Below are 18544 nucleotides of genomic sequence, written 5' to 3'. Positions count from 1 at the left end.
GATGCCTCGCCCCTAGGACGAGACACGGGGTGGCGGCTGTGACATGACCGCGGAGCGGGTGCGGCTGCGGCCGGGAGCCGGCGCGAGCAGGACGGCACCCCGGAGGGCAAAAGCGGGGGGGCGGGTCAGGCGGGGCGGGCGTGCGACGTGAACACCTTCAGCAGCAGCGGCGAGATCTGGTGGTACACCGCGAGGTCGAGATGGTCCCCGCCGGGCGACCACTTGACCGCCGACGCGTTGACCGGCTCACCGGCGTACGTGTACGGGGAGGACCTGACGAAGTGCTCCAGCCGCGGATCCAGCCGGGCCGGGAGCGCCGAGGGGTCCAGACCCGGGGACGGCACGGGGGCGAAGGAGATCCGCCGGATGTCCGGGGAGTCCCAGCCGAGGGTCGCGTAGACCCGGTACGCCGTGCAGGCGTACGCCAGCATCCGCTCGTCGGGCTCGGGCAGCCCCATCGCCCGCAGCAGCGACAGGACCGTCCGCGGGTCCAGGTTCCCCGCCACCTCGGCGGGCAGCTGGAAGTACAGGTTCAGCGTCCTGCTGCGGTAGTTGATCCCGACCAGCGCCACCTCCTCCAGGCCGTGACGGGCGAAGAGACCGGCGTTGTCGGCCACCGAGCGCGGCACCGACGGGATCCGGGCGAACTCCGACACCTTCTGCAGGTTGCGGGGGAACTGCGCGTAGATCTTCTTGAAGCCGTCGGCGACCCCGCAGTCGATGAAGTAGTCGTCGACGACGATCCGCTCCTCGATGTCCGAAAGCAGCGTCGCGACGGGATGGCCGGTGGGGGGAAGCAGGCCGCCGGCCAGCGCCCGGGCATAGGGGCCCTCGGTGCCCGGGGACACCTGGACGGTGTATTCGAGTTCTCCCACCCGGCCCGCGTTGACCTGCGCGCTGAAAATGATCGCGCCGTCGGTGAGCGCGTCACGGAACGCCTCCAGGACCGGCCAGACCGTGTCACGCGAGAAGGCCGCCCCCACCAGCCCGGCCGCCTCCTCGATGGCCGAGTACAGCTTTTCCGCCTCAGTGCCTTGGGACATCAACACTCCAAGTAGTCTGCGCCGGTCGTTGATTCCGCAGGAATCCCGTGCTCCGCCGCCTTCGGGAACATAACGCGGGGCCGCTCGGGAACCGCTGGAGAATTCACTGACGCCGGGGTCGGTGAAGTCGTGAGCGCGTGAACAGCGTGAACGGGTGGTGATCGGCCCGTCCCGCGACCCGGAGGACCTCGACGGCAGTCGCAGGGGCACCCCGGCGGGAGAAGCAGCAGGCCGGCTACGGCGTCCGCGCCTGCCGCGGCGAGGACCCCGAAGGACGGGGCCGGGCCGGCCCGCGCCTCGTCCCCTCCCCCGGGCCCGCCCGTCCGCCGGCGGTCCAGGAGACCCGCAGCGCGCGTACGGCCGGCCGGCAGGCAGGCACAGGGTGAGACCCGGCCGGCGGATCCTGCCGCGGACGCGCCCCGGGGGGCACGCCCGTCTGCGGCGCCGGTCGGCGGTCGGCGGCTCCGCCGTTTCCCGGCTTCGCCCGAGGGGCGGGCCCCCCGTCGCGCTGGTTCTCTCTATCTGTCTCGCGGCCGCGCGCGCCACGGCCCGCCCACCGGTCGGCGCCGGTGAGGGGCCGCCGCTCTCCTGCGGCTCGATGCGCCGGGCAGGGCTAGGCGGCCGTGCCCACGGTTCCCGCCGGGTGCCCGGTACCGGTTCCGGTTCCGGTTCCGGTCGCGGGGTCGGTGCTCGTCGCGGGGGCGGGCGGGCGGGGCAGGTCGACGTCCGTGGGGCGGGCGGTGATCCAGCTCAGCAGCGGGCCCGCCATCGCGGTGGTGACCACGGCCATGACGACCATCAGCGAGTACAGGTCCCGCTCCAGGAAGCCCAGTTGCAGGCCCACGTTCAGCACGATGAGCTCGGTCAGGCCGCGGGTGTTCATCAGCGTCGCGAGCGCGGCGGACTGCCGCAGCGGCATCCGGTTGAGGCGGGCGGCGGCGAACGCGCCGGTGAACTTGCCGCCGACCGCCACCAGCAGGATCAGCCCCAGCGTGCCCAGCGCGCCCGCGTCCAGCTGGGACAGGTCGACCTGGAGACCGGCGACCAGGAAGAACACCGGCAGCAGCAGCGTGCCGCTCAGGTGGCCCAGCCGCTCGTGCACGTCGGCGCGCAGCCGCTCGCTGCCGCCGCGCGGCAGGATCACGCCGAAGAGGAACGCGCCGAAGATGTAGTGCAGGCCCACCCACTCGGTGGCCGCCGCCGACAGCAGCAGGCCCACCAGGGCGGCCGCGAACACCGTCGGGGTCAGCGTGCGGGCCGGGCGGCGGGCCACCAGGCGGCGCAGCAGGGGCCGTACGACGAAGAGCATGCCCAGCAGGTAGGGGACGGCCAGCAGGATGCGCCACTGGTCGGGGCCGGCCGCGCCGCTGACGGCGATCACCGCGGCCAGCAGCGACCAGGCCAGGACGTCGTCGATGGACGCGCAGGCCAGCGCCACCACACCGAGCGGGGAACGGGACATGCCCCGGTCGGTGAGGATGCGGGCCAGCACCGGGAACGCCGTGATCGACATGGCGATGCCCATGAACAGCATGAACGCCGTCCGGTCACCGGTGCCGTAGTCGTCCATCAGATACAGGGCCAGCAGCATGCCCAGGCCGAACGGCAGCAGGACGGAGCTGAAGGACACGGTCGCGGCCAGGCTTCCGCTGCCGCGGATCATCGAGGCGTCCCACTCCAGGCCGACCAGGAACATGAACGCCGCCACGCCGACCGCGGCCAGCGCGCCCAGCAGCGGCCGGATGCCGGCCGGGAAGAGGGCGTCGGACAGCGCCCCGTGGAAGAGGGTCGGCCCCAGCGCGATGCCGGCGAGGACCTCGCCGATCACCGCCGGCTGGTTCAGCCGCCGGGCCAGCATGCCGAGCACACGGGCCAGGAACACGACGGCGGCGAGACCGAGAAGCAGGGACGAGGTCTGATGAGTGGTCATGGCGAAAGATCTCCGTAGGTGGAATCCGGCCCGGGAGCAGAGCAAGGGTCGTGCCGCGGCACACCGGCGGCGGGACGCCGGCCGCACCACCGCGGGACAGCCGCGGAACCCGGCGGCCACTGTGTGCGGTCACCGGGCTCCCCGCGGGAACGGTGCGGGCGGCATGGCGCGGCTCAGTGCGGGGTGGGGCGGCTCAGTGCGGGGTGGGGCGGCTCAGTGCGGGTAGCCGCCGAAACGCCGCTCCCGGTCCCGCAGGTCCGCCAGCGCGGCGTCGAAGTCCGCGCGCGTCATGTCGGGGAACAGGCACGGCGAGAAGTGCAGTTCGGCGTAGGGGGACATCAGCGGGAAGAAGGACGACATGCGGGTCGCGCCGCCGGTGCGGATGAGGTGGTCGACCTGCGTGGGGACGTAGGCGTGGCGGGCCAGGATCTCCTCGGTCAGCTCCGGGATCTTCCCGTTGAGCCGGTTGAAGATGCCCACGACCTCATGGGTGAGGGACATCCCCAGGATGTAGTGGAGCGTGAACGGCGCGTCCCTGGCCGACTTGTCGCGCAGTTCCTCCAGTTCGGCCAGGTGCGGGGCCGACACCAGGTCGAGGGAGCCGGAGAAGTCGAAGGCACAGGTGTCGTGGACGCGGCGCACCACATCGGTGAACGCGTTCATGAACGTGGTCACCGCGGCCTGGGGACGGCTGTGGTTGGCGGCGGAGGAGGCCGTGATGTAGAGGGTCGTGACCCCCTCCTGGCGGGCCCAGTCCATGAACTCGACGATCTTGTCCCCCATCGCCGCGTAACCGTCGTCGAGAGAGACGCCGTGCGCCTCGGACCAGCGGCGCATTCCGTCCGGCAAAAGCATCAGGGTGGTCACCGGGAACTCCTTGTCGTTGCGGGTGGGAACAGGCGGGGACAGATGAGGCAGGAGCAGGGCGGGGCGGGGATGTCCGGCGCGGGTGCGGGCGTGTTCAACGGCCGTGTTCCGCCCGGCTTGTGCTCGGTGAGGGGGAGGTGAGCAGGTGCGCCACCGAGGCCCACGCCCGCACGCCGTGCAGGGCGCCGTCCACCTCGGCCGTACGCCAGGTGCCGGACGGGGAGCGCAGCAGCCGGGCCCGCTCCAGACGGGCCGTCACCTCACCGCCCGTCCCCTCCGCCGCGCCGGTGCCGGCGGTGATGCGGGTGCGCCGCATCCACAGGTTGTTGCTGTCGGCGCGCTCGACGCCGTCCAGCGTGTAGAGCAGGACCTGGCCCAGCTGCATGGCGGCGACGAACGCGTCGATCATGGTGGCCGGTGCGTCGTCGAGGGCGGGCTGTGTCCCGTCCCCGACCAGCGCGACCCGGGCCGACGCCCGCGGGTCCTCCCCGGCCCCGTCCTCGACGCGCACGCCGGTGAGCAGCTGGCGGCGCCCGCCGTGCGGGACGCCGTAGGGCGCGTCGTTCCAGGGTCCGGGCAGCTCCTCCGCCAGGTAGTACGACCGGGGCGGGCCGGGCGGGCGGCGGCCCGGGCCGTGCCGTGCCTGGACGCGGGCCGACAGGGAGCCGATGCGGCAGTCCAGGGTGGTGGACCAGACCGGCCCGGCCGTCTCGGCGGCGACGAGCCGGCCGGTGACCGGGAAGCTCTCCAGTCCCTCCTCGTCCGGGCGCGAGCCGGCCCTGATGTCGACGCGGCACACCTCGAAAAGGTCGCCGGGCGCAGGCGAGCAGGCGTGGGCCGCGTACAGGCCGGTGAGCCGGGCGGCGAAGAGCATCACGTCGAGGGAGCTGAGATGCGGGGTCGGATACCGGTCACCCTTGCGGGACCAGGCGGCGGGCAGCGCGAGGTGGGCCGTGGCCCGGATGCCCGCACCGCCGCCGGCCGTACCGGGGGTGACAGTTGTGCCGGGGGTGGTGGTGGCCGGTGTGATCGTGAGGTCGGTCAGCGAGTGTGCGACCCGCTTGAATCCCTCGCCGAGGAACCGGCCCTCGCGCGGGCCGAGGAAATCGTCGATGGACGCGAGGTGCAGGGATGACACAGGTGCTCCTGTTCCCGCCGGGAGACCGTCCCCTCCGGGTTCGGGCGGCGGGAGCGGCCGTACGTCCGCCGCGTCCGCGGTGACGCCCTCGGCGATGGGCGTGGCTGTCCTGGTACGGGTGGAGACACGCGGCCCGCGCGCCGGCGGCAGCCGGGGGTGACGCGCGGACGGGTACGGCGCGTGGGTCCGCGGGGCCTGACCGTGGGGGTGGGGTGCCGTAGCGCGCGGGCCTCTCCCCCGGGTGGGGCCGGTGCCCGTGTCCTGCGTCGCCGGAGGACGGGCAAGAACGGGCGGAGGCCGTCCCGCTCCGGGCAGGCCGGCGGAGGACTCCTCGGAGACCACCGGGCGGGCACCATCGGGCAGTTGGGTGCCGTCATGGGCAGGAGGACGGTCTTGGCGGGTCTGTGTCCGCTGCCGGAACGGCCCGCCCCTGGCCCACCCGGTCCGGGCGCAGCGCCGGGGGGGGCGGGCAGTCCGCAGAGGGCGTGTCCGGGATCGCCCCGGTGCTCCGCCCGGACCGCCCTCGGATCTCGGGCCTCGGGCCTCGGGCCTCGGGTCAGTTCTCCGTGGCGGGCCGTTGTCCGGTGGTCAGGGCGGTGCGGCCGGCGAGGTGGATCGCTGTCAGGCGGGCGACGCGTTCGCCGAGGTGTTCGGCGGTGGCGATGTCCGCCTTGTGGACGGTGTCGGCGGGGAGGTCGCCCGGCGCGGTGGCGGCGGCGCCGTTGAAGTAGCCGAGCCGGTTCAGGTCGTTCTCGCTCTCGTGGCTCAGATGCCAGCCCGGGAGCAGGCCGAGGCTGACCCAGATCATGCCGTGCTGGGCGCCCAGGGTCGCGAAGTAGCCGAGGGTGGAGTCCTTGTCGCCCGCCTTGCAGGCGCCGATCGTGAACCCCGATCCGAGCTTGTCCTTCCACGCCTGCCGCGCCCAGCGCCGGCTGGTCGACTCGGCGAAGACGTGGAACGCTCCCGACGCCGACCCCATGTGGGTGGGCGCCCCGAAGACGATCGCGTCGGCACGGTCGAGGCTGTCCCACGCGGCGTCGTCCATGGCGGCGACACCGACCATGGTCACCTCGGCGCCCGCCGAGCGGGCGCCGGCCCGGACGGACCGCGCCAGCACGTCGGTGTGGCCGCGGCCGGAGTGGTAGGCGACGGCGATGACGGGCGGTGTCTGCATCGGTTGTCCTCCTGCGGACGCGGGGCGGCTCAGGGGTGTGCCGGGACCCGTTCGTGCTCCATACGGAAGTCCTGGCGGCCGTACTCCTGCCGGGCCAGTTCGATGGCCTCGGCCGTGCTCATCACCGGGGTCCAGCCGAAGATGTCGGTGATGGTCTCCAGCCGCCGGGCCAGGGGGCCGCCGACCACGTGGTGGGGGATGCGCAGTTCCTCCAGGGTGGCCAGCAGCATCCGGTCGACGTCCGCGCGGAAGGCGTCGTTCATCGGCCGGTGGCCGTCCGCGGCGAGCGGCAGTTCGTGCCGCAGGTGGACGTAGGCGTCGTAGGTGGCCTTGACGTGCTGTTTGAAGGCGTGCCCGTACTGCTCGACGACCTCGCCGAAGAACACCATCTCCGGCGACGCCGTCGTGGCCGGCACCCCGCCCCCGCCCCCGCCCCCTCCCCCGGCTGCGGCGGTGTTGGGGTTCATGCCGTAGCGGCGGCGGACCTCGCCGTAGAGCCATTCCTGCAGGGAGGACCCGTCGGAGACGAAGTCGTCGCCCAGCAGGGCCTCCTGCACGGCGCGGCCGGTGTGGCGGCGCAGGGTGAGCTGGAGGAACTGGGCCGGCGTCACGTCCGTGAGTCTCACCCCGGGCAGGGCCTGCGGCATGATCTCCCGGACGGTGCGGGCGCGCGAGCGCGGGATGCCGGTGTAGTGCGACAGCGCCATCACCGTCGAGGTCTTGCCCGAGGAGTAGGTCCCGGACACGGCCACCCTCATGACTCCCCCCGCTCCCAAAGATGCGGGGGCAGGGTGGAGGGCCGGCCGCTCACGCGGTCTTCGTCGCGGTCAGGACGGCCTGGACGGGGATGACGTCCGGCGGGATCTGGGCGGTGTCCCTGGTGACCGCCCTGGTCACCTCGAAGCCGCACTCCCGCAGCCAGCGCTCGTAGACCGAGAGTTTCTGCGGGCCACCCTGGCCCATGGCGGCGCCGATGAAGAACGCCGGGAAGAAGTCGACGTTGTAGTTGCCGGTGTCCTTGATGTCCTCCGGGTAGACCGGCACCAGGACGTTGACCGTGCCGCCGACCCTGAGCGCTTTGTGGACGCCCTGCAGGATCCTGACCACGTCGGCCTTGTCGAACATGTCCAGGAAGTGCTTGACCAGGACGACGTCGTAGCCCTGCGGGATCTCCTCGAAGACGTCGCCGCCGATGAACGACAGATGCTCCTGCAGGCCCGCGGCACGGAAGTTGGCCAGCGCCTCGCTCTCCTTGCCGGGCAGGTCGAAGGTGGTCACCTTCAGGCCCGGGGATGCCTGGTGGCGGTAGGCGTGGATCGCGCCCAGGCCGGTGTTGCCGGCGACGTCCAGGACGCGGGAGCCGGCCGGGATGTCGATGGTGTCGAAGAACCAGGGGTCGATGTGGGCGGTGACGCTGTTCATCAGCGTCAGCCAGGACTCGTTGAGGTCCGGGTGGTCACCGACCGCGTCGTAGAGGGTGCCCGAGGCGCCGTAGAGCTCCTTGAGGCCGACGACAGTGCCGGTGCGGGCGGACTCGGTGAGGTGGAACAGCTGGCGCAGCGCGGTGACCTTGATCAGGTTCATATAGGCCAGGGCCCGGTCGAGGTCGGCGACGGGGACGGCGGCCAGCGCGTCGAGGGTGTAGGTGCCGGCGGCCTCGTCGTGGGCGACGAAGCCCTCCTTGACGAGGAGGAACAGGAGTTGTTCCACGGCGTCCGGGGTGGTGCCGGCCGCCTCGCCGAGATGGGCGGCGCTCGCACCGGGGTGCTCGCGCAGGGTGTCGATCAGGCCGAGTTCGAAGGCGGAGAGCAGGCTCATGAACCGCGTGGGTCCGACCATGTACTCGCGCAGCCGGGCGAGCGTGGCGTCAGGTGTCACGGCGTCAGCCTTTCGGGTCGGTGACGTGCGCGGCCGGGCCGGGCGGGGTTGTGTCCGGGCGGTTCGGCTGCTGTTCGAAGCGGCGGGCCAGCGCGAGGCGCTGCACCTTCAGCGTGGCCGTCCTGGGCAGTTCGGCCTGCGGGATCTGGACGGGGTCGGCGAGCTGGGGGAAGGCGGTGGTGGCGGCGCGCCAGCGGGCCGGGTCCAGGGGGGTGTCGTCGTGGGTGCAGATGACCGGGACCGGGCGGGCGTCGGGGCCCTGCACCACGACCAGTTCGCTCAGTTCCCCGAGCGCGCCCAGGACGACGTCCTCGATCTCCAGGGAGCTGCGCACCCCGGGGATCATGTCGACCTCCCGGTCCAGGAGGTGCAGGCAGCCCAGGCGGGTGACGTAGCCGACGTCGCCGGTCCCCCACCAGGCGCCCTTGCGGTTGCCGTCGTAGCGCTCCTGCTCGCCGTGGTAGGTCTTCGCGAGGCCCGGCCAGGCGACCTCGATGCGGCCGGGGTGGTGTTCGGTGGGGCGTCTGCCGTCGCGGCTCACGACGCGGATCCGCGCGGCGCCCTTCGGCATGGGCCAGCCCACGCAGCGGCCGTTGGCCTTGTGGGCGAAGGGACGGAAGTAGGCGCGGCCGACGGCCGGGCCGACCTCGCTCTGGCCGTAGATCTGGAAGAACAGCGCACCGCGCCGGGTGGAGGACTTCAGCAGGCGGCTCATCGTGCCCGGGTGGATGGCGTCGAAGGTGCTGGAGAAGACCTTCACCGACGCGAACGGCATCCTCGGGTCGGCGGTGAGCTGCTCCCACTCCATCAGCGAGTTGGGCAGCGCCTCGATGAAGGCCGGGCGGTGGGCGAGGAGGTGTTCGGCGACGGCGGCGGGGTCGTTCTCGCGCATCAGCAGCACCGGGTAGCGCCTCAGCAGCGCCAGGGACATCGCCGCGACCATCCGGGAGTGCACGAACGGCACATGGATGGCGACGGTCTCCCTGCGGCGCATCAGGGCCAGCAGCCGCCACTGCGGGACCAGGCGGACGGCCTGGGTGCGGGGGGTGTGGACGACGAGTTTGGGGATGCCGGTGGTGCCGGAGGTGTGGGTGATGACGGCGGCCTCGTCCAGCGGCCGCAGCACCGGCCGCACCCGCGGCGCGCCCGCCAGGCCGGCCAGGGAGACGGTGCCGGGGCGGTCGGCGGCCGAGGTGACCACCCGGCGGGTGAGGTCCGCCAGCGGCACCTCGGCCAGGCGGTCCAGGGTGGGGCCGTCGGTGAGCAGCGTCGGGCAGCCCACCCGGCCGAGGAGGACGCCCACGGTCGCCGCGTCCAGGGCCGGCGACAGGTTGACCACAACCGCGCCGATACGCGAGACCGCGCAGGCCAGCATCCAGTGGTCGGCGTTGGCCGTCTTGTAGATCACGACGTGTTCGCCGGGCCGGACGCCGGCCGCCCACAGCCGGGCGGCCAGGTCGTCGACGTGTCCGGCGTACCGGCCCACCGTCAGCCGGCGTCCCGCCTCGGGCAGGACGTCCAGGTCGTGGTCCAGGGTGATCGGCGTCGACGGGTCGATCGCCGCGGCGATCTCGGGCAGGAGGCCGATGTGCAGGCCGCGTCGTTGGATCGATCGGTAGGCGGTGGAGCCCTTCATAGGAATGTGTCTCCTTCGGGGGCACGCTGCGGGACGGGCGTGGGGTGGCGTGCGGGACGGGGGCCGCGTGGGCGGCGGGCTCCGCACGGACAGGTCGGTCCTACGCGGCACGGCGGGCGGTGCCGGTGTGGGTGCGGACGGCGGTGCGCAGGGCGTGGGCGACGCGGGTGACCTGGTCCTCGGTCAGCTCGGCGTGCATGGGGATCGCGAGCTGGCGGGTGGCCAGGCCGAGCGAGACGGGGCAGTGCTGCTTCGCGTCGAACACGGGCTGGATGTGGCCGGCGAACGTGCCGTGCCCGCAGCCGATGCCCTGGCCGCGCAGCGCGGTGGCCACCGCGCCGCGGTCCACGCTCCCGTCCAGGGTGACCATGTAGGTCTGCCAGGCGTGGGTGCGGTCGGCGGGCACGTGCGGCAGCGTCAACAGGTCCTCGCCGCCCAGGAGTTCGCCGTACTGCGCGGCAACCGCGGTGCGGCGGGCGAGGAGTTCGCCGATACGGCCCAGCTGTACCTGGAGGATCGCGGCGGCGATGTCGGACAGTTTGAAGTTGTAGCCGATCTCGGTGAACGTCGGGATGGGCAGGCCGACGACGTTGCCCATGTCGAAGATGCTGCCGATGCCGAAGGACGAGCGCAGCCGCGCGTCCGCCCCGATCTGCGGGTCGGCGGCCAGCAGCGCGCCGCCCTCGCCGCTGCTGGCGCCCTTGCGGCCGTGGAAGGACAGGCAGCCCACCTCGGCGAGTGCGCCCGCCCTGCGGCCCTGGTAGGTGGCGCCGACCGCGCAGGCGGCGTCCTCGACGAGGAACAGGCCGTGGCGGTCGGCGATCTCCTGCAGCTCGGTGTAGTCGGCGGGCAGGCCGACCGTGTCGACCGCGACGATCCCCACGGTGCGGGCGGTGACCAGATCGGCCACCGCACGCGGGTCGACGGTGTAGGTGTCGGGGCGTACGTCGGCGAAGACCGGGGTCGCGCCGACGTAGCGGGCGGCCTGGGCGGGCGCCGGGAACCCGTAGTCGGCGACGATGACCTCGTCGCCGGGGCCCACGCCCAGGGCGAGCATGGCCAGGTGCAGGGCGGCGCCGCAGTTGCTCACCGCGACCGCGTCACCGACCGCGTACTCCGCCGCCAGGCGCGCCTCCAGCGCCTTGCCCTGCGGTCCCTGGCCGGCCGGCCAGCCGGAGGCGAACACCTCGGCGACGGCGGCCAGTTCCCGCTCACCCAGGCTCGCGTGCACCAGGGGAATCGCGTCCATCGTGGTCAACTCCGTTCACGCTCCGCGCCCGGCGGCCCGGGGGGAAGAAACAACAGGGGCAGGGGCAAGAGAAGGTGCAGGGGCAGGGGCAGGGGCAGGGGCGGCTGCCGGCTCCGGCGCGGGCCCGGGGTCCGGTGCGGGCCCGGGGGCGGGTTCCGGGGCGGATTTCGGTGCGGGGGTGGGGGGTTCGTAGCGCAGCGGGGTCAGCTGGTGGACGTCGTAGCGCCGGCGCATGCGTTCCACGGCCTCCTGGTCGACCGTGCCGCCCGCCTGCCAGATCTCGGCGATCTCCTCGAAGTAGAACTCGTGGTACGGCGAGGGATAGCACTGGAAGAGCATGCGGGCCGGCTTGTCGGAGGCGTTGCGGAAGGCGTGCGGGGTGCCCGGGGGGACGAACATGAAGGCGCCCTCGGTCGCGGCGGCGATCCGGTCCCCGTCCGGGGAGGTCCACCGGTGCCAGGAGTCCTCGGTGCGCCGCTCCGGTTCGAACGCCAGGAGCTCCAGCTCGCCCTCCAGGACGTAGAAGAACTCCTGCGCGTCGTGGTGGACGTGCGCCCCGACGTCGAAGCCGGGCGGGACGACCACCTCGAAGACCGACAGGGAGGAACCCTGGTCCTTCGTGGCCTTGAAGGTGACTTCCTGCGCCTTGGTGATCAGTTTCCGGCCCTGGCCGGGCGGGACGATGAGGCCAGTCATCTATTCGGTTCCTTCGGCAGAGACAGCAGCAGAGGCGCCGGCAGCAGCAGCGGGGGCGGAGGGAGGCCGGTCAGGCCACGTCGGCGCGGGCGCCGTCGTTCCAGCGGCCCAGGGCCATCTCGGCGGTGATGCCGGGGCCGAAGCCCGCGATCAGGCCGGTGGCGTCGGGGGCCGGCGGGTCCTCCTCGAACAGGCGGCGGGCCGCCTCCAGGACCACCGCGCTGGCGATGTTGCCGTACTCGCTGAGCGTGGCCCAGCTGTGGCGGAACACGCTGCGGTCGACCTCCAGGAACTTCGCGAGGTCGTCCAGGATCCGCGGGCCGCCCGCGTGCACGATGTAGAAGTCGAGGCTGCCCGCGTCCCAGCTGTGGTCCTTGGCGAACTCCCGCAGCACCGGCGCCAGCGGCTCCATCGTGCCCGGCACCCGCCGGTCCAGCTGGAAGTGGAAGCCCGTCTCGCGCACCGCGTAGGAGATCCAGTCCTCGGTGTGCGGGATGAGGTAGGAGGCGTTGCGCTCCAGCTCGATGCCGGTGCCGCCGGTGCCGCGCACCACGGCCGCCGCGACCGCGTCCCCGAACAGGCCGTCGGAGAGCAGCGAGCCGATGTCGTCCATGTCGGGCTGGTAGCACAGCGAGCAGAACTCCGCCGACACGATCAGGACGTTGCTTCCCGGGTGGGCCACGCAGAAGTCGTGCGCGCGGTTGACGGCCGCGCCGCCGGCCGCGCAGCCCAGCTGGGCGATGGGGATCTGCCGGGTGTCGGGGCGCAGCCCCATCGTGTTGATGAGCCACGCCGTCAGCGACGGCATCAGGAAGCCGGTGCACGACACGTAGATGATCGCGTCGATGTCACGGGCCGCCACGTCGGCGTTCTTCAGCGCCTCCTCGACGACCTGGGGGGTGCGCTTCTTCGACTCGACCTCGTAGATGCGGTTGCGTTCGGTCAGGCCCGGGTGGCGCAGGGTCTGCTCGATGGGCTGGACGAGGTGGCGCTTCTGCACGCCCGTGTTGCGTATCAGGCGCAGCGCGAGCGGCAGTTGCTCCTTCCCCTCGTGCACCCGCCGGGCGAACTCCAGCGTCTCCTCCATCGTGATGACGTGTTCGGGCGCCTGCACCGCGGGCTTGCACAGCCTGGCCATGTCTGGGTCCGCCTTCTCTAGGGTCTGCCTGGGGAAAAGTGCGCGTGCACGTACATGTGGGAGTGCGTGTGGGTGTGGGTGTGGGGCTGCGTGTAGGTGTGGGGGTGGGGCCGGGTGTGGGGTGCGGGTGCCGTGTCCGCCGCGTGGGGCGTGTACGGTTCCGCGTCACGCCGCCGCGGGGTGCGGGGCGAGGTCCATCAGGGCGGAGAGGACCGGCGGCCTGCTCCAGTCCGGCGCGCTCAGGGTGAGTTCCAGGCGGCGCGCGGTGCCGTCCTTGACCCGCACCGGGCCAACGGCCGCCGTCAGCCGTGCCGGTGACGGTGCGTCAGCCCTGTCGTCGCTGCCGCCGCTGCCGTCATCCGAGGCGGGGGCGGGGGGTCCGGGGCGGGTCACCGCGTGGACGTACCAGACGCCCGCGGGGATGCGCTCCAGCGTGAAGGGCCCCGGCGCGGACGCGTGGGTGAGACGGACGGGGGCGCCCTGCAGCAGGGGGCCGGCGAAGACGCCGACCCGCACCGCCCGCCCAGCGCCGCCGCCGCCGGTGATGGTGGTGGTGTGCAGGAGTCCCGTCACCGTGCCGGCACACCGGACCGGCACGGGTGCGGCTGCGGGTGCGCGCGGCGCCAACTGAGGTGCGGGCGCGGCCGGTTCGGGCACCGCCGGGGTGGAGGCCGGGGTCAGGGGCGAGACCGGGGCCGGGGTCAGGGTCGAGGTCAGGGAGAGGGCGCGGTAGCGGGTGGGCGACAGTCCCACCAGCTCGGTGAAGCGGCGGGTGAAACTGCCGGTGCTGCTGTAGCCGACCCGCGCCCCGATGTCCGCGACGGTCAACTGCGTGCTCAGCAGCAGGACCTTGGCCTCCTGCAGCCGCACCGCACACAGGAACCGCCCCGGGGTGACCCCCGTGACCTTGGTGAACACCCGCAGGAAGTGGTACTTGCTGACCATCGCGCCACGCGCCAGCTCCTCCAGGCTCAGCGGCTCCCAGAAGCGTTCGCGGATCGTGGTGACGGCATGCCGCACGAGGTGCTCCATGAGCTGCTCCAAGAGGGCTCCTGACAAAAGCCGTCCGGCCGGTGACGGGGGTGAAGGGCGGCAGACCCGGACGAGGTCACAGGGTCGCGGCCGCCGCCGCGCGACAGGCGCGGAGAGAAACAGGAGAGAACAACAGGGGCAGAAAAAAGGGGAGTCGGGGCGCTCGGCCCCTCAACTCCCCACCGCTCCCCCGCTGTACGGACTGTCCGCCGTACGAACTGTTTTCGGGCAGGGGGCGTGTGCCGAAATAGTGACACGGCCGGTGTCCGCCCGCCAAGACTCCCCCAAAGTGACGTAGGTCACGTCAACTGCGGGGGCGGGCGGCGGAGTTGGCGTACGGATCACGCCACCCGCACCCGACCGGTTCTGTAGCGGCCTGCTGCCACCATCGGCCCAGACCCACACGACCGGACACGGAGGGCGAATGTCTCGCGCCGAGGAAGCCACCGTCAGGACCAAACGGTCGACCGCACCACCGGCGCGGGCCGGCGGCTCAGCCGGCCGGCTGGAGGGGCTGCGCCGGACCGGGGCCCTGATCACCTTCATGCTCGGCGCCCTGTCCGCGGTGCCGCCGCTGTCGATGGACATGTACCTGCCCGCGCTGCCGGACGTCACCCGCTCCCTGCACACCTCCGCCACCAGCGGCCAGCTGACCCTGACCGCGTGCCTGACCGGCATGGCGCTGGGCCAGCTGATCGTCGGCCCGATGAGCGACCGGTGGGGCCGGCGCAGGCCGCTGCTGATCGGCCTGCTCGTCTACGTCCTCGCCTCCGTGAGCTGCGCGCTGGCGCCCGACGCCGCGCTGCTGATCGGCTGCCGGCTGGTGCAGGGCCTGGCCGGGGCGGCCGGCATCGTCATCGCCCGCGCCGTCGTGCGCGACCTCTACGACGGCCTGGAGATGGCCCGTTTCTTCTCCACCCTGCTGCTGGTCTCCAGCCTCGCCCCGGTCGCCGCGCCCGTCCTGGGCGGACAGGTGCTGCGCTTCACCGCCTGGCGGGGCGTCTTCCTCGTCCTGGCCGTGATCGGCGTCGCGCTCACCGCGCTGGTGTGGCGCCGGCTGCCGGAGACCCTGCCGCCCGCCCGGCGCCGCGGCGGCGGCGTGCTGGGGGCCCTGTTCATCATGCGCGGCCTGCTCGCCGACCGCGTCTTCGCCGGCTACGTGATGGTCAACGGCTTCGCCTACGGCGCCCTGTTCTCCTACATCGCCGCCTCCCCCTTCGTCATCCAGGGCATCTACGGCGCCTCCCCGCAGACCTTCTCCCTCCTCTACGGCCTCAACTCGCTCGGCATGATGATCGTCGGCCGCGTCAACGGCAAGCTCCTGGTCGGCCGGGTCCGCCTGGACCGGGCCCTGGGCGCCGGGCTCGCCGTCATCGCCGTGGCCGGGACGGTGCTGCTGCTGGTCGCGCAGGGCGTCTTCGGCGACGCCGGCACGATCCCGGTCGCCTGCTGCCTCTTCGTCATGATCTCCGCGCTGGGACTGGTCCTGCCCAACACCAACGCGCTGGCCCTGATGCGCACCCCGCACGCCGCCGGCTCCGCCTCCGCCCTGGTGGGCACCTCCTGCTTCGCCATGGGCGCGATCGCCACCCTCCTCGTCGGCATCGCCGGCAAGGGCACCGCCGTCCCCATGGCCGCCGTCCAGACCGGCAGCGCGCTCGCCGCCGTCACCTCCCTCCTGCTCATGTGCCGCCCCTGGCAGAACCGGCCGGCGGAAGAGGCCCAGCACTGAGCAGCGGGCCACCGAGACCCCCTCCTCCCCCGGTACGCCGCGGCAGCTCCTGCGGACCGCTGAACCACGCCGACCACCCCAACGATCCGCACCACCACACCGGGAAAGCGGAACCCGGCGCCCACCCGACACAACGGCTGTCGGCCTGCCCACCCTCAGCCACCGAAAGCGAAACGGTCCGCCGACTCCGTCGGCGGACCGTCAAGAACGATTGAGGCCGGCCTCAAAACGAGATCACCGAGTGGCCGTCAACACACCACCTCAGCGGACGTGACCCAGTACCCGGCCCCACCTCATCGAAGGGCTCATCGCCAAGACCGGACTCGACTTCCAACCGCCGTAACCCCAGCCATTGAAGATCTCCAGGGTTGGCGAACGAGGGCTGCCGGAGACGGCCGAAGCGATCATAGAGTGACACTGTGCTGGATCTCCTGGTGACGCTGCTTCTGTTCGCCTTGTTGCTCATGCTGCTCATTGGCATGAGGCTGATGCGTGGCCCCAACCGGATGGCCCAGCCATGGCGGATCCTCTATGTATTCCTACTTGCCGGGCTCGTGCTTGCGATTGTCATGTCCACAAGGGCGAGCTTCGCGTTGTGCCGCACACAACCGGAGACCTGCGAGTCGGTCCCGCCCGGTGAACGGTAAGCCGGTTCCCGCGCCTTCCGCGAGCGGTTCTTCACCCACTGCAACACCGTCCACCGGCACTCCCGCATCGGGCTGCACACCCCCGCATCCGTCCACGACGGCACAGCGAAAGCCATCCAGGCCCAGCGAGCCGCAGTACTGGCCGACGCCTACACCACCAACCCCGACCGATTCCGGCGACCCCCGCCTCCCGGGGCCTGGCCGGCGCGGGCGTCTGTCTTGCCGAGCGAGCGCAGCGGGACGTCGTGGGGCCGGAGGCGGCGACGAGAGCGGGGGACCGTCCCGGCCCGAGGGCGCGGGACCGTCCGCATAACCGATGCGCCGGGCCGGGGCGTTCTTCCTTATACGGGCTCCCCTCCCCGATAATGGCCCTCCGTTGTCTGGCCGTGGGGGGCTTGTGTCGGATCGTGGTTCCACTCCTGTTCCGCCCGCCATGCGCAGGGTCGCGCGGGACTTCGAACTCGGGTCGCGCCAGGGGCTGGTGTGGACCGAGCCCAAGCGCTTCCCGTGGATCGTGGTGCTGCTGCCGACACTGGTCGCACTGCCGGTGCTCTGGCTGGGGGTTTCGGCCGCGGTGGAGGGCCAGCGGAGCGACGGCGCCTGGTACTACGGGCTGCCGCTGCTCATCTTGGGGACCGCCATGGTCGCCTCAGTCGGGTATTTCCTCTTCCTCGCGCTCACGAGACGGCAGACGCAGGTCTGGGTAGGTCACTACGAGCACGGCATCGTCCGGGAGGTCGCCGGACACGTGCCGGAGGCGTACTCATGGGACGAGATCGCCGGCGTTCGGCGGAGCAGCACCAAAGTGACGAACGGGATCACCAGCGTCACCACGCACGAACTCTGGGTGCGTCCCCATGAGGGCGCCGAGATCACGGTGACCGACGCGTACAACGGGGTCGCACGGTTCATCGACGAACTGGAAAAGACCTTCACGCGCGTTCGGCTGCCGCAGGACAGAGACCGGCTGAAGGCGGGCGAACGGGTCGACTTCTTCGGGGCCCACCTCGATCCCGCCGGTGTCGGATACCTCGACCACCGGCTCGACTGGCACGAGGTCGACCGGGTCACGGTGGAACAAGGCCGGCTGGAGATCCATCGGCATGGTGACGGAAAGCCGTGGGCCAGGCTCCCCGTAGAGATGGTCCAGAATCTTTCGGTCTTCCTGGCCCTCGCCGCAAGGATGCGCCAGGAGGCGGCCGGGAAACGGCCCTGACCAGACGATCCGGCCTGATCCGGCGAAGGCCAGCACTCCGGCAGCAGATCTGGATCAACGAACCAGCACCACGGCGGTCACCGTGCTTGGGAGAGGAACTACCTGCACCTCTCAAACAACGGCATTGGCCGTGCCGCTGGCTCCGCGCCCATCCCGGTGTCGAGATCGCCTGCCGCGACGGCTCACTCACCTACCGGCAGGGCATCACCGACGGAGCCCCCGACGCCGTGCAGGTCAGCGACCGCTCTCACCTCTGACAGGGACTGCCCCGCCGCGTCCAGGACGTGACTGCCACCCACCGCGGCTCGACTCCGGCCGCACCTACAGCTCCGTGGCCCGAGAACTGGGCCTGGACCGCAAGACGGTGCGCAAGTACGCCAGGGCCCGCACCTGGCAGGAGGTCGTGCGCCGCCCGCCCCACCGACCCTCCACGCTGGACCCTTACCTCGGCTACCTGCAACAACGGTGGGACGAGAGGCAGCACAGCGCGAAGATCCTCCATGAGGAACTCCTGACGAAGAGCTATCTCGGCCACTACCAGCGCGTGAAGATGGCCATCGCCCCCTTGCGGCGGGGCTGCCCTTGGACGAACCACGCGAACGCCCGCCCTCCCCGCGCGAGGTGTCACGCTGGATCAGCACCCGCCCGGACCGCCGCAGCCCACACTCCACCGACCGGCTGCACCGACGAACTCAGTCATCTTGCAAAGAACGACCCTACGATTCAGCTGATCGGCTTGCCTCGCCTCTACCACGGAGAGTGACCCCGAACCGGTAGTCTGGGGCCAGGTCCGGCCCCTGCCGGTGCACGGCAGCGAGCAATCCCACACAGCCTGGAACGCACGGGCGTCATCGCCTGCGGAGCCAGGGAGCCGACTTCCTCGGTCGGACGGGCCAGGGCCTCAAGCCCTTTGCAGGCGCAGCTGTGAACGCAAGTGTGCTGAGCACCATGCTGCTGGCCCCCGGAGCTGCAGGCATCACCACAACCGCTGCACATGGGCCGGTGTCCGTGTCAGGTCCTTGCATGACAAGTCGGTTTTATTGATGCAGTTGAGGGCTCGTAGCTCCGGGCGGATCCGCCCGGAGCTACGACTGGGCCACAGGTACCGCCCGCCGGGCGATGGTCGTGTGGACCACCGCCTCAATGCGGTCCCGGCCGCCCTCACGGC

General features: G+C 72.0%; 15 protein-coding genes and 1 pseudogene. 4 read left to right on the top strand and 12 right to left on the bottom strand.

Translation table 11 applies throughout. The features are described 5' to 3' along the window. Window positions 1-125 precede the first annotated feature (125 nt). From OG714_RS53515 to OG714_RS53460, 12 genes and pseudogenes are all read right to left on the bottom strand, one after another. Complete coding sequence (locus OG714_RS53515; RefSeq protein WP_406117761.1) at window positions 126-1043, bottom strand: aromatic prenyltransferase; 918 nt, start codon at window positions 1041-1043, stop codon at window positions 126-128. A 613-nt stretch (window positions 1044-1656) separates the two neighbouring features. Then, complete coding sequence (locus tag OG714_RS53510; RefSeq protein WP_406117764.1) at window positions 1657-2973, bottom strand: cation:proton antiporter; 1317 nt, start codon at window positions 2971-2973, stop codon at window positions 1657-1659. Between the two features lie 213 nt (window positions 2974-3186). Continuing rightward, complete coding sequence (locus tag OG714_RS53505; protein WP_406117766.1) at window positions 3187-3840, bottom strand: undecaprenyl diphosphate synthase family protein; 654 nt, start codon at window positions 3838-3840, stop codon at window positions 3187-3189. Between the two features lie 94 nt (window positions 3841-3934). After that, complete coding sequence (locus OG714_RS53500; protein ID WP_406117768.1) at window positions 3935-4978, bottom strand: AvrD family protein; 1044 nt, start codon at window positions 4976-4978, stop codon at window positions 3935-3937. Window positions 4979-5534: 556 nt separating this feature from the next. Beyond that, on the bottom strand, window positions 5535-6152 hold the full coding sequence (locus OG714_RS53495) for a flavodoxin family protein (RefSeq protein ID WP_406117769.1): 618 nt from the start codon (window positions 6150-6152) through the stop codon (window positions 5535-5537). A 29-nt stretch (window positions 6153-6181) separates the two neighbouring features. After that, window positions 6182-6910, bottom strand: a complete 729-nt coding sequence (locus OG714_RS53490) for an AAA family ATPase (protein WP_406117771.1) — start codon at window positions 6908-6910, stop codon at window positions 6182-6184. A gap of 49 nt (window positions 6911-6959) precedes the next feature. After that, window positions 6960-8030, bottom strand: a complete 1071-nt coding sequence (locus OG714_RS53485; RefSeq protein ID WP_406117773.1) for a methyltransferase — start codon at window positions 8028-8030, stop codon at window positions 6960-6962. 4 nt (window positions 8031-8034) lie between these two features. Further along, on the bottom strand, window positions 8035-9666 hold the full coding sequence (locus OG714_RS53480) for a class I adenylate-forming enzyme family protein (RefSeq protein WP_406117774.1): 1632 nt from the start codon (window positions 9664-9666) through the stop codon (window positions 8035-8037). 100 nt (window positions 9667-9766) lie between these two features. After that, window positions 9767-10915: a DegT/DnrJ/EryC1/StrS family aminotransferase gene (locus OG714_RS53475; protein ID WP_406117775.1), complete on the bottom strand. Its 1149-nt coding sequence runs from the start codon at window positions 10913-10915 to the stop codon at window positions 9767-9769. Between the two features lie 159 nt (window positions 10916-11074). After that, window positions 11075-11611 (bottom strand): annotated as a pseudogene (locus tag OG714_RS53470) (cupin domain-containing protein); the annotation flags it as partial. Window positions 11612-11681: 70 nt separating this feature from the next. Then, window positions 11682-12749 carry a type III polyketide synthase gene (locus OG714_RS53465; protein WP_406117776.1) on the bottom strand — a complete coding sequence of 356 codons (1068 nt, stop codon included), beginning with the start codon at window positions 12747-12749 and terminating at the stop codon, window positions 11682-11684. Window positions 12750-12914: 165 nt separating this feature from the next. Next, window positions 12915-13793 (bottom strand): helix-turn-helix transcriptional regulator, encoded by an 879-nt coding sequence (locus OG714_RS53460; RefSeq protein ID WP_406117777.1) that lies wholly within the window; start codon window positions 13791-13793, stop codon window positions 12915-12917. 412 nt (window positions 13794-14205) lie between these two features. Here OG714_RS53460 and OG714_RS53455 point away from each other — a divergent pair, with 412 nt between their 5' ends. The 4 genes from OG714_RS53455 to OG714_RS53440 all read left to right on the top strand — a co-directional run bounded on the left by OG714_RS53455 (window position 14206) and on the right by OG714_RS53440 (window position 18139). Further along, window positions 14206-15513 carry a multidrug effflux MFS transporter gene (locus OG714_RS53455; protein ID WP_406117778.1) on the top strand — a complete coding sequence of 436 codons (1308 nt, stop codon included), beginning with the start codon at window positions 14206-14208 and terminating at the stop codon, window positions 15511-15513. 419 nt (window positions 15514-15932) lie between these two features. Next, a complete protein-coding gene (locus OG714_RS53450; protein ID WP_406117780.1) occupies window positions 15933-16160 on the top strand; it encodes a hypothetical protein in 228 nt (75 codons plus the stop codon). A gap of 433 nt (window positions 16161-16593) precedes the next feature. Beyond that, window positions 16594-17376: a DUF6585 family protein gene (locus tag OG714_RS53445; protein ID WP_406117781.1), complete on the top strand. Its 783-nt coding sequence runs from the start codon at window positions 16594-16596 to the stop codon at window positions 17374-17376. A gap of 331 nt (window positions 17377-17707) precedes the next feature. Beyond that, entirely contained in the window at window positions 17708-18139 is a 432-nt protein-coding gene (locus tag OG714_RS53440) for a hypothetical protein (RefSeq protein ID WP_406117782.1), read from the top strand. The last annotated feature ends 405 nt before the right edge of the window (window positions 18140-18544 follow it).

Origin of the sequence: Streptomyces sp. NBC_00989, assembly GCF_045162655.1 — a bacterium.
In the GTDB taxonomy this organism is placed as follows: Bacteria; Actinomycetota; Actinomycetes; order Streptomycetales; family Streptomycetaceae; genus Streptomyces.
The sequence above is the reverse complement of the archived record's forward strand: the minus strand, read 5'-3'. Positions and strand labels throughout refer to the sequence as shown.

Coding starts and splice junctions, on each gene's coding strand:
- OG714_RS53465 (WP_406117776.1), bottom strand. CDS start 12,749: ATGGCCAGGCTGTGCAAGCCCGCGGTGCAGGCGCCCGAACACGTCATC.
- OG714_RS53475 (WP_406117775.1), bottom strand. CDS start 10,915: ATGGACGCGATTCCCCTGGTGCACGCGAGCCTGGGTGAGCGGGAACTG.
- OG714_RS53515 (WP_406117761.1), bottom strand. CDS start 1,043: ATGTCCCAAGGCACTGAGGCGGAAAAGCTGTACTCGGCCATCGAGGAG.
- OG714_RS53490 (WP_406117771.1), bottom strand. CDS start 6,910: ATGAGGGTGGCCGTGTCCGGGACCTACTCCTCGGGCAAGACCTCGACG.
- OG714_RS53495 (WP_406117769.1), bottom strand. CDS start 6,152: ATGCAGACACCGCCCGTCATCGCCGTCGCCTACCACTCCGGCCGCGGC.
- OG714_RS53510 (WP_406117764.1), bottom strand. CDS start 2,973: ATGACCACTCATCAGACCTCGTCCCTGCTTCTCGGTCTCGCCGCCGTC.
- OG714_RS53445 (WP_406117781.1), top strand. CDS start 16,594: ATGCGCAGGGTCGCGCGGGACTTCGAACTCGGGTCGCGCCAGGGGCTG.
- OG714_RS53455 (WP_406117778.1), top strand. CDS start 14,206: ATGTCTCGCGCCGAGGAAGCCACCGTCAGGACCAAACGGTCGACCGCA.
- OG714_RS53480 (WP_406117774.1), bottom strand. CDS start 9,666: ATGAAGGGCTCCACCGCCTACCGATCGATCCAACGACGCGGCCTGCAC.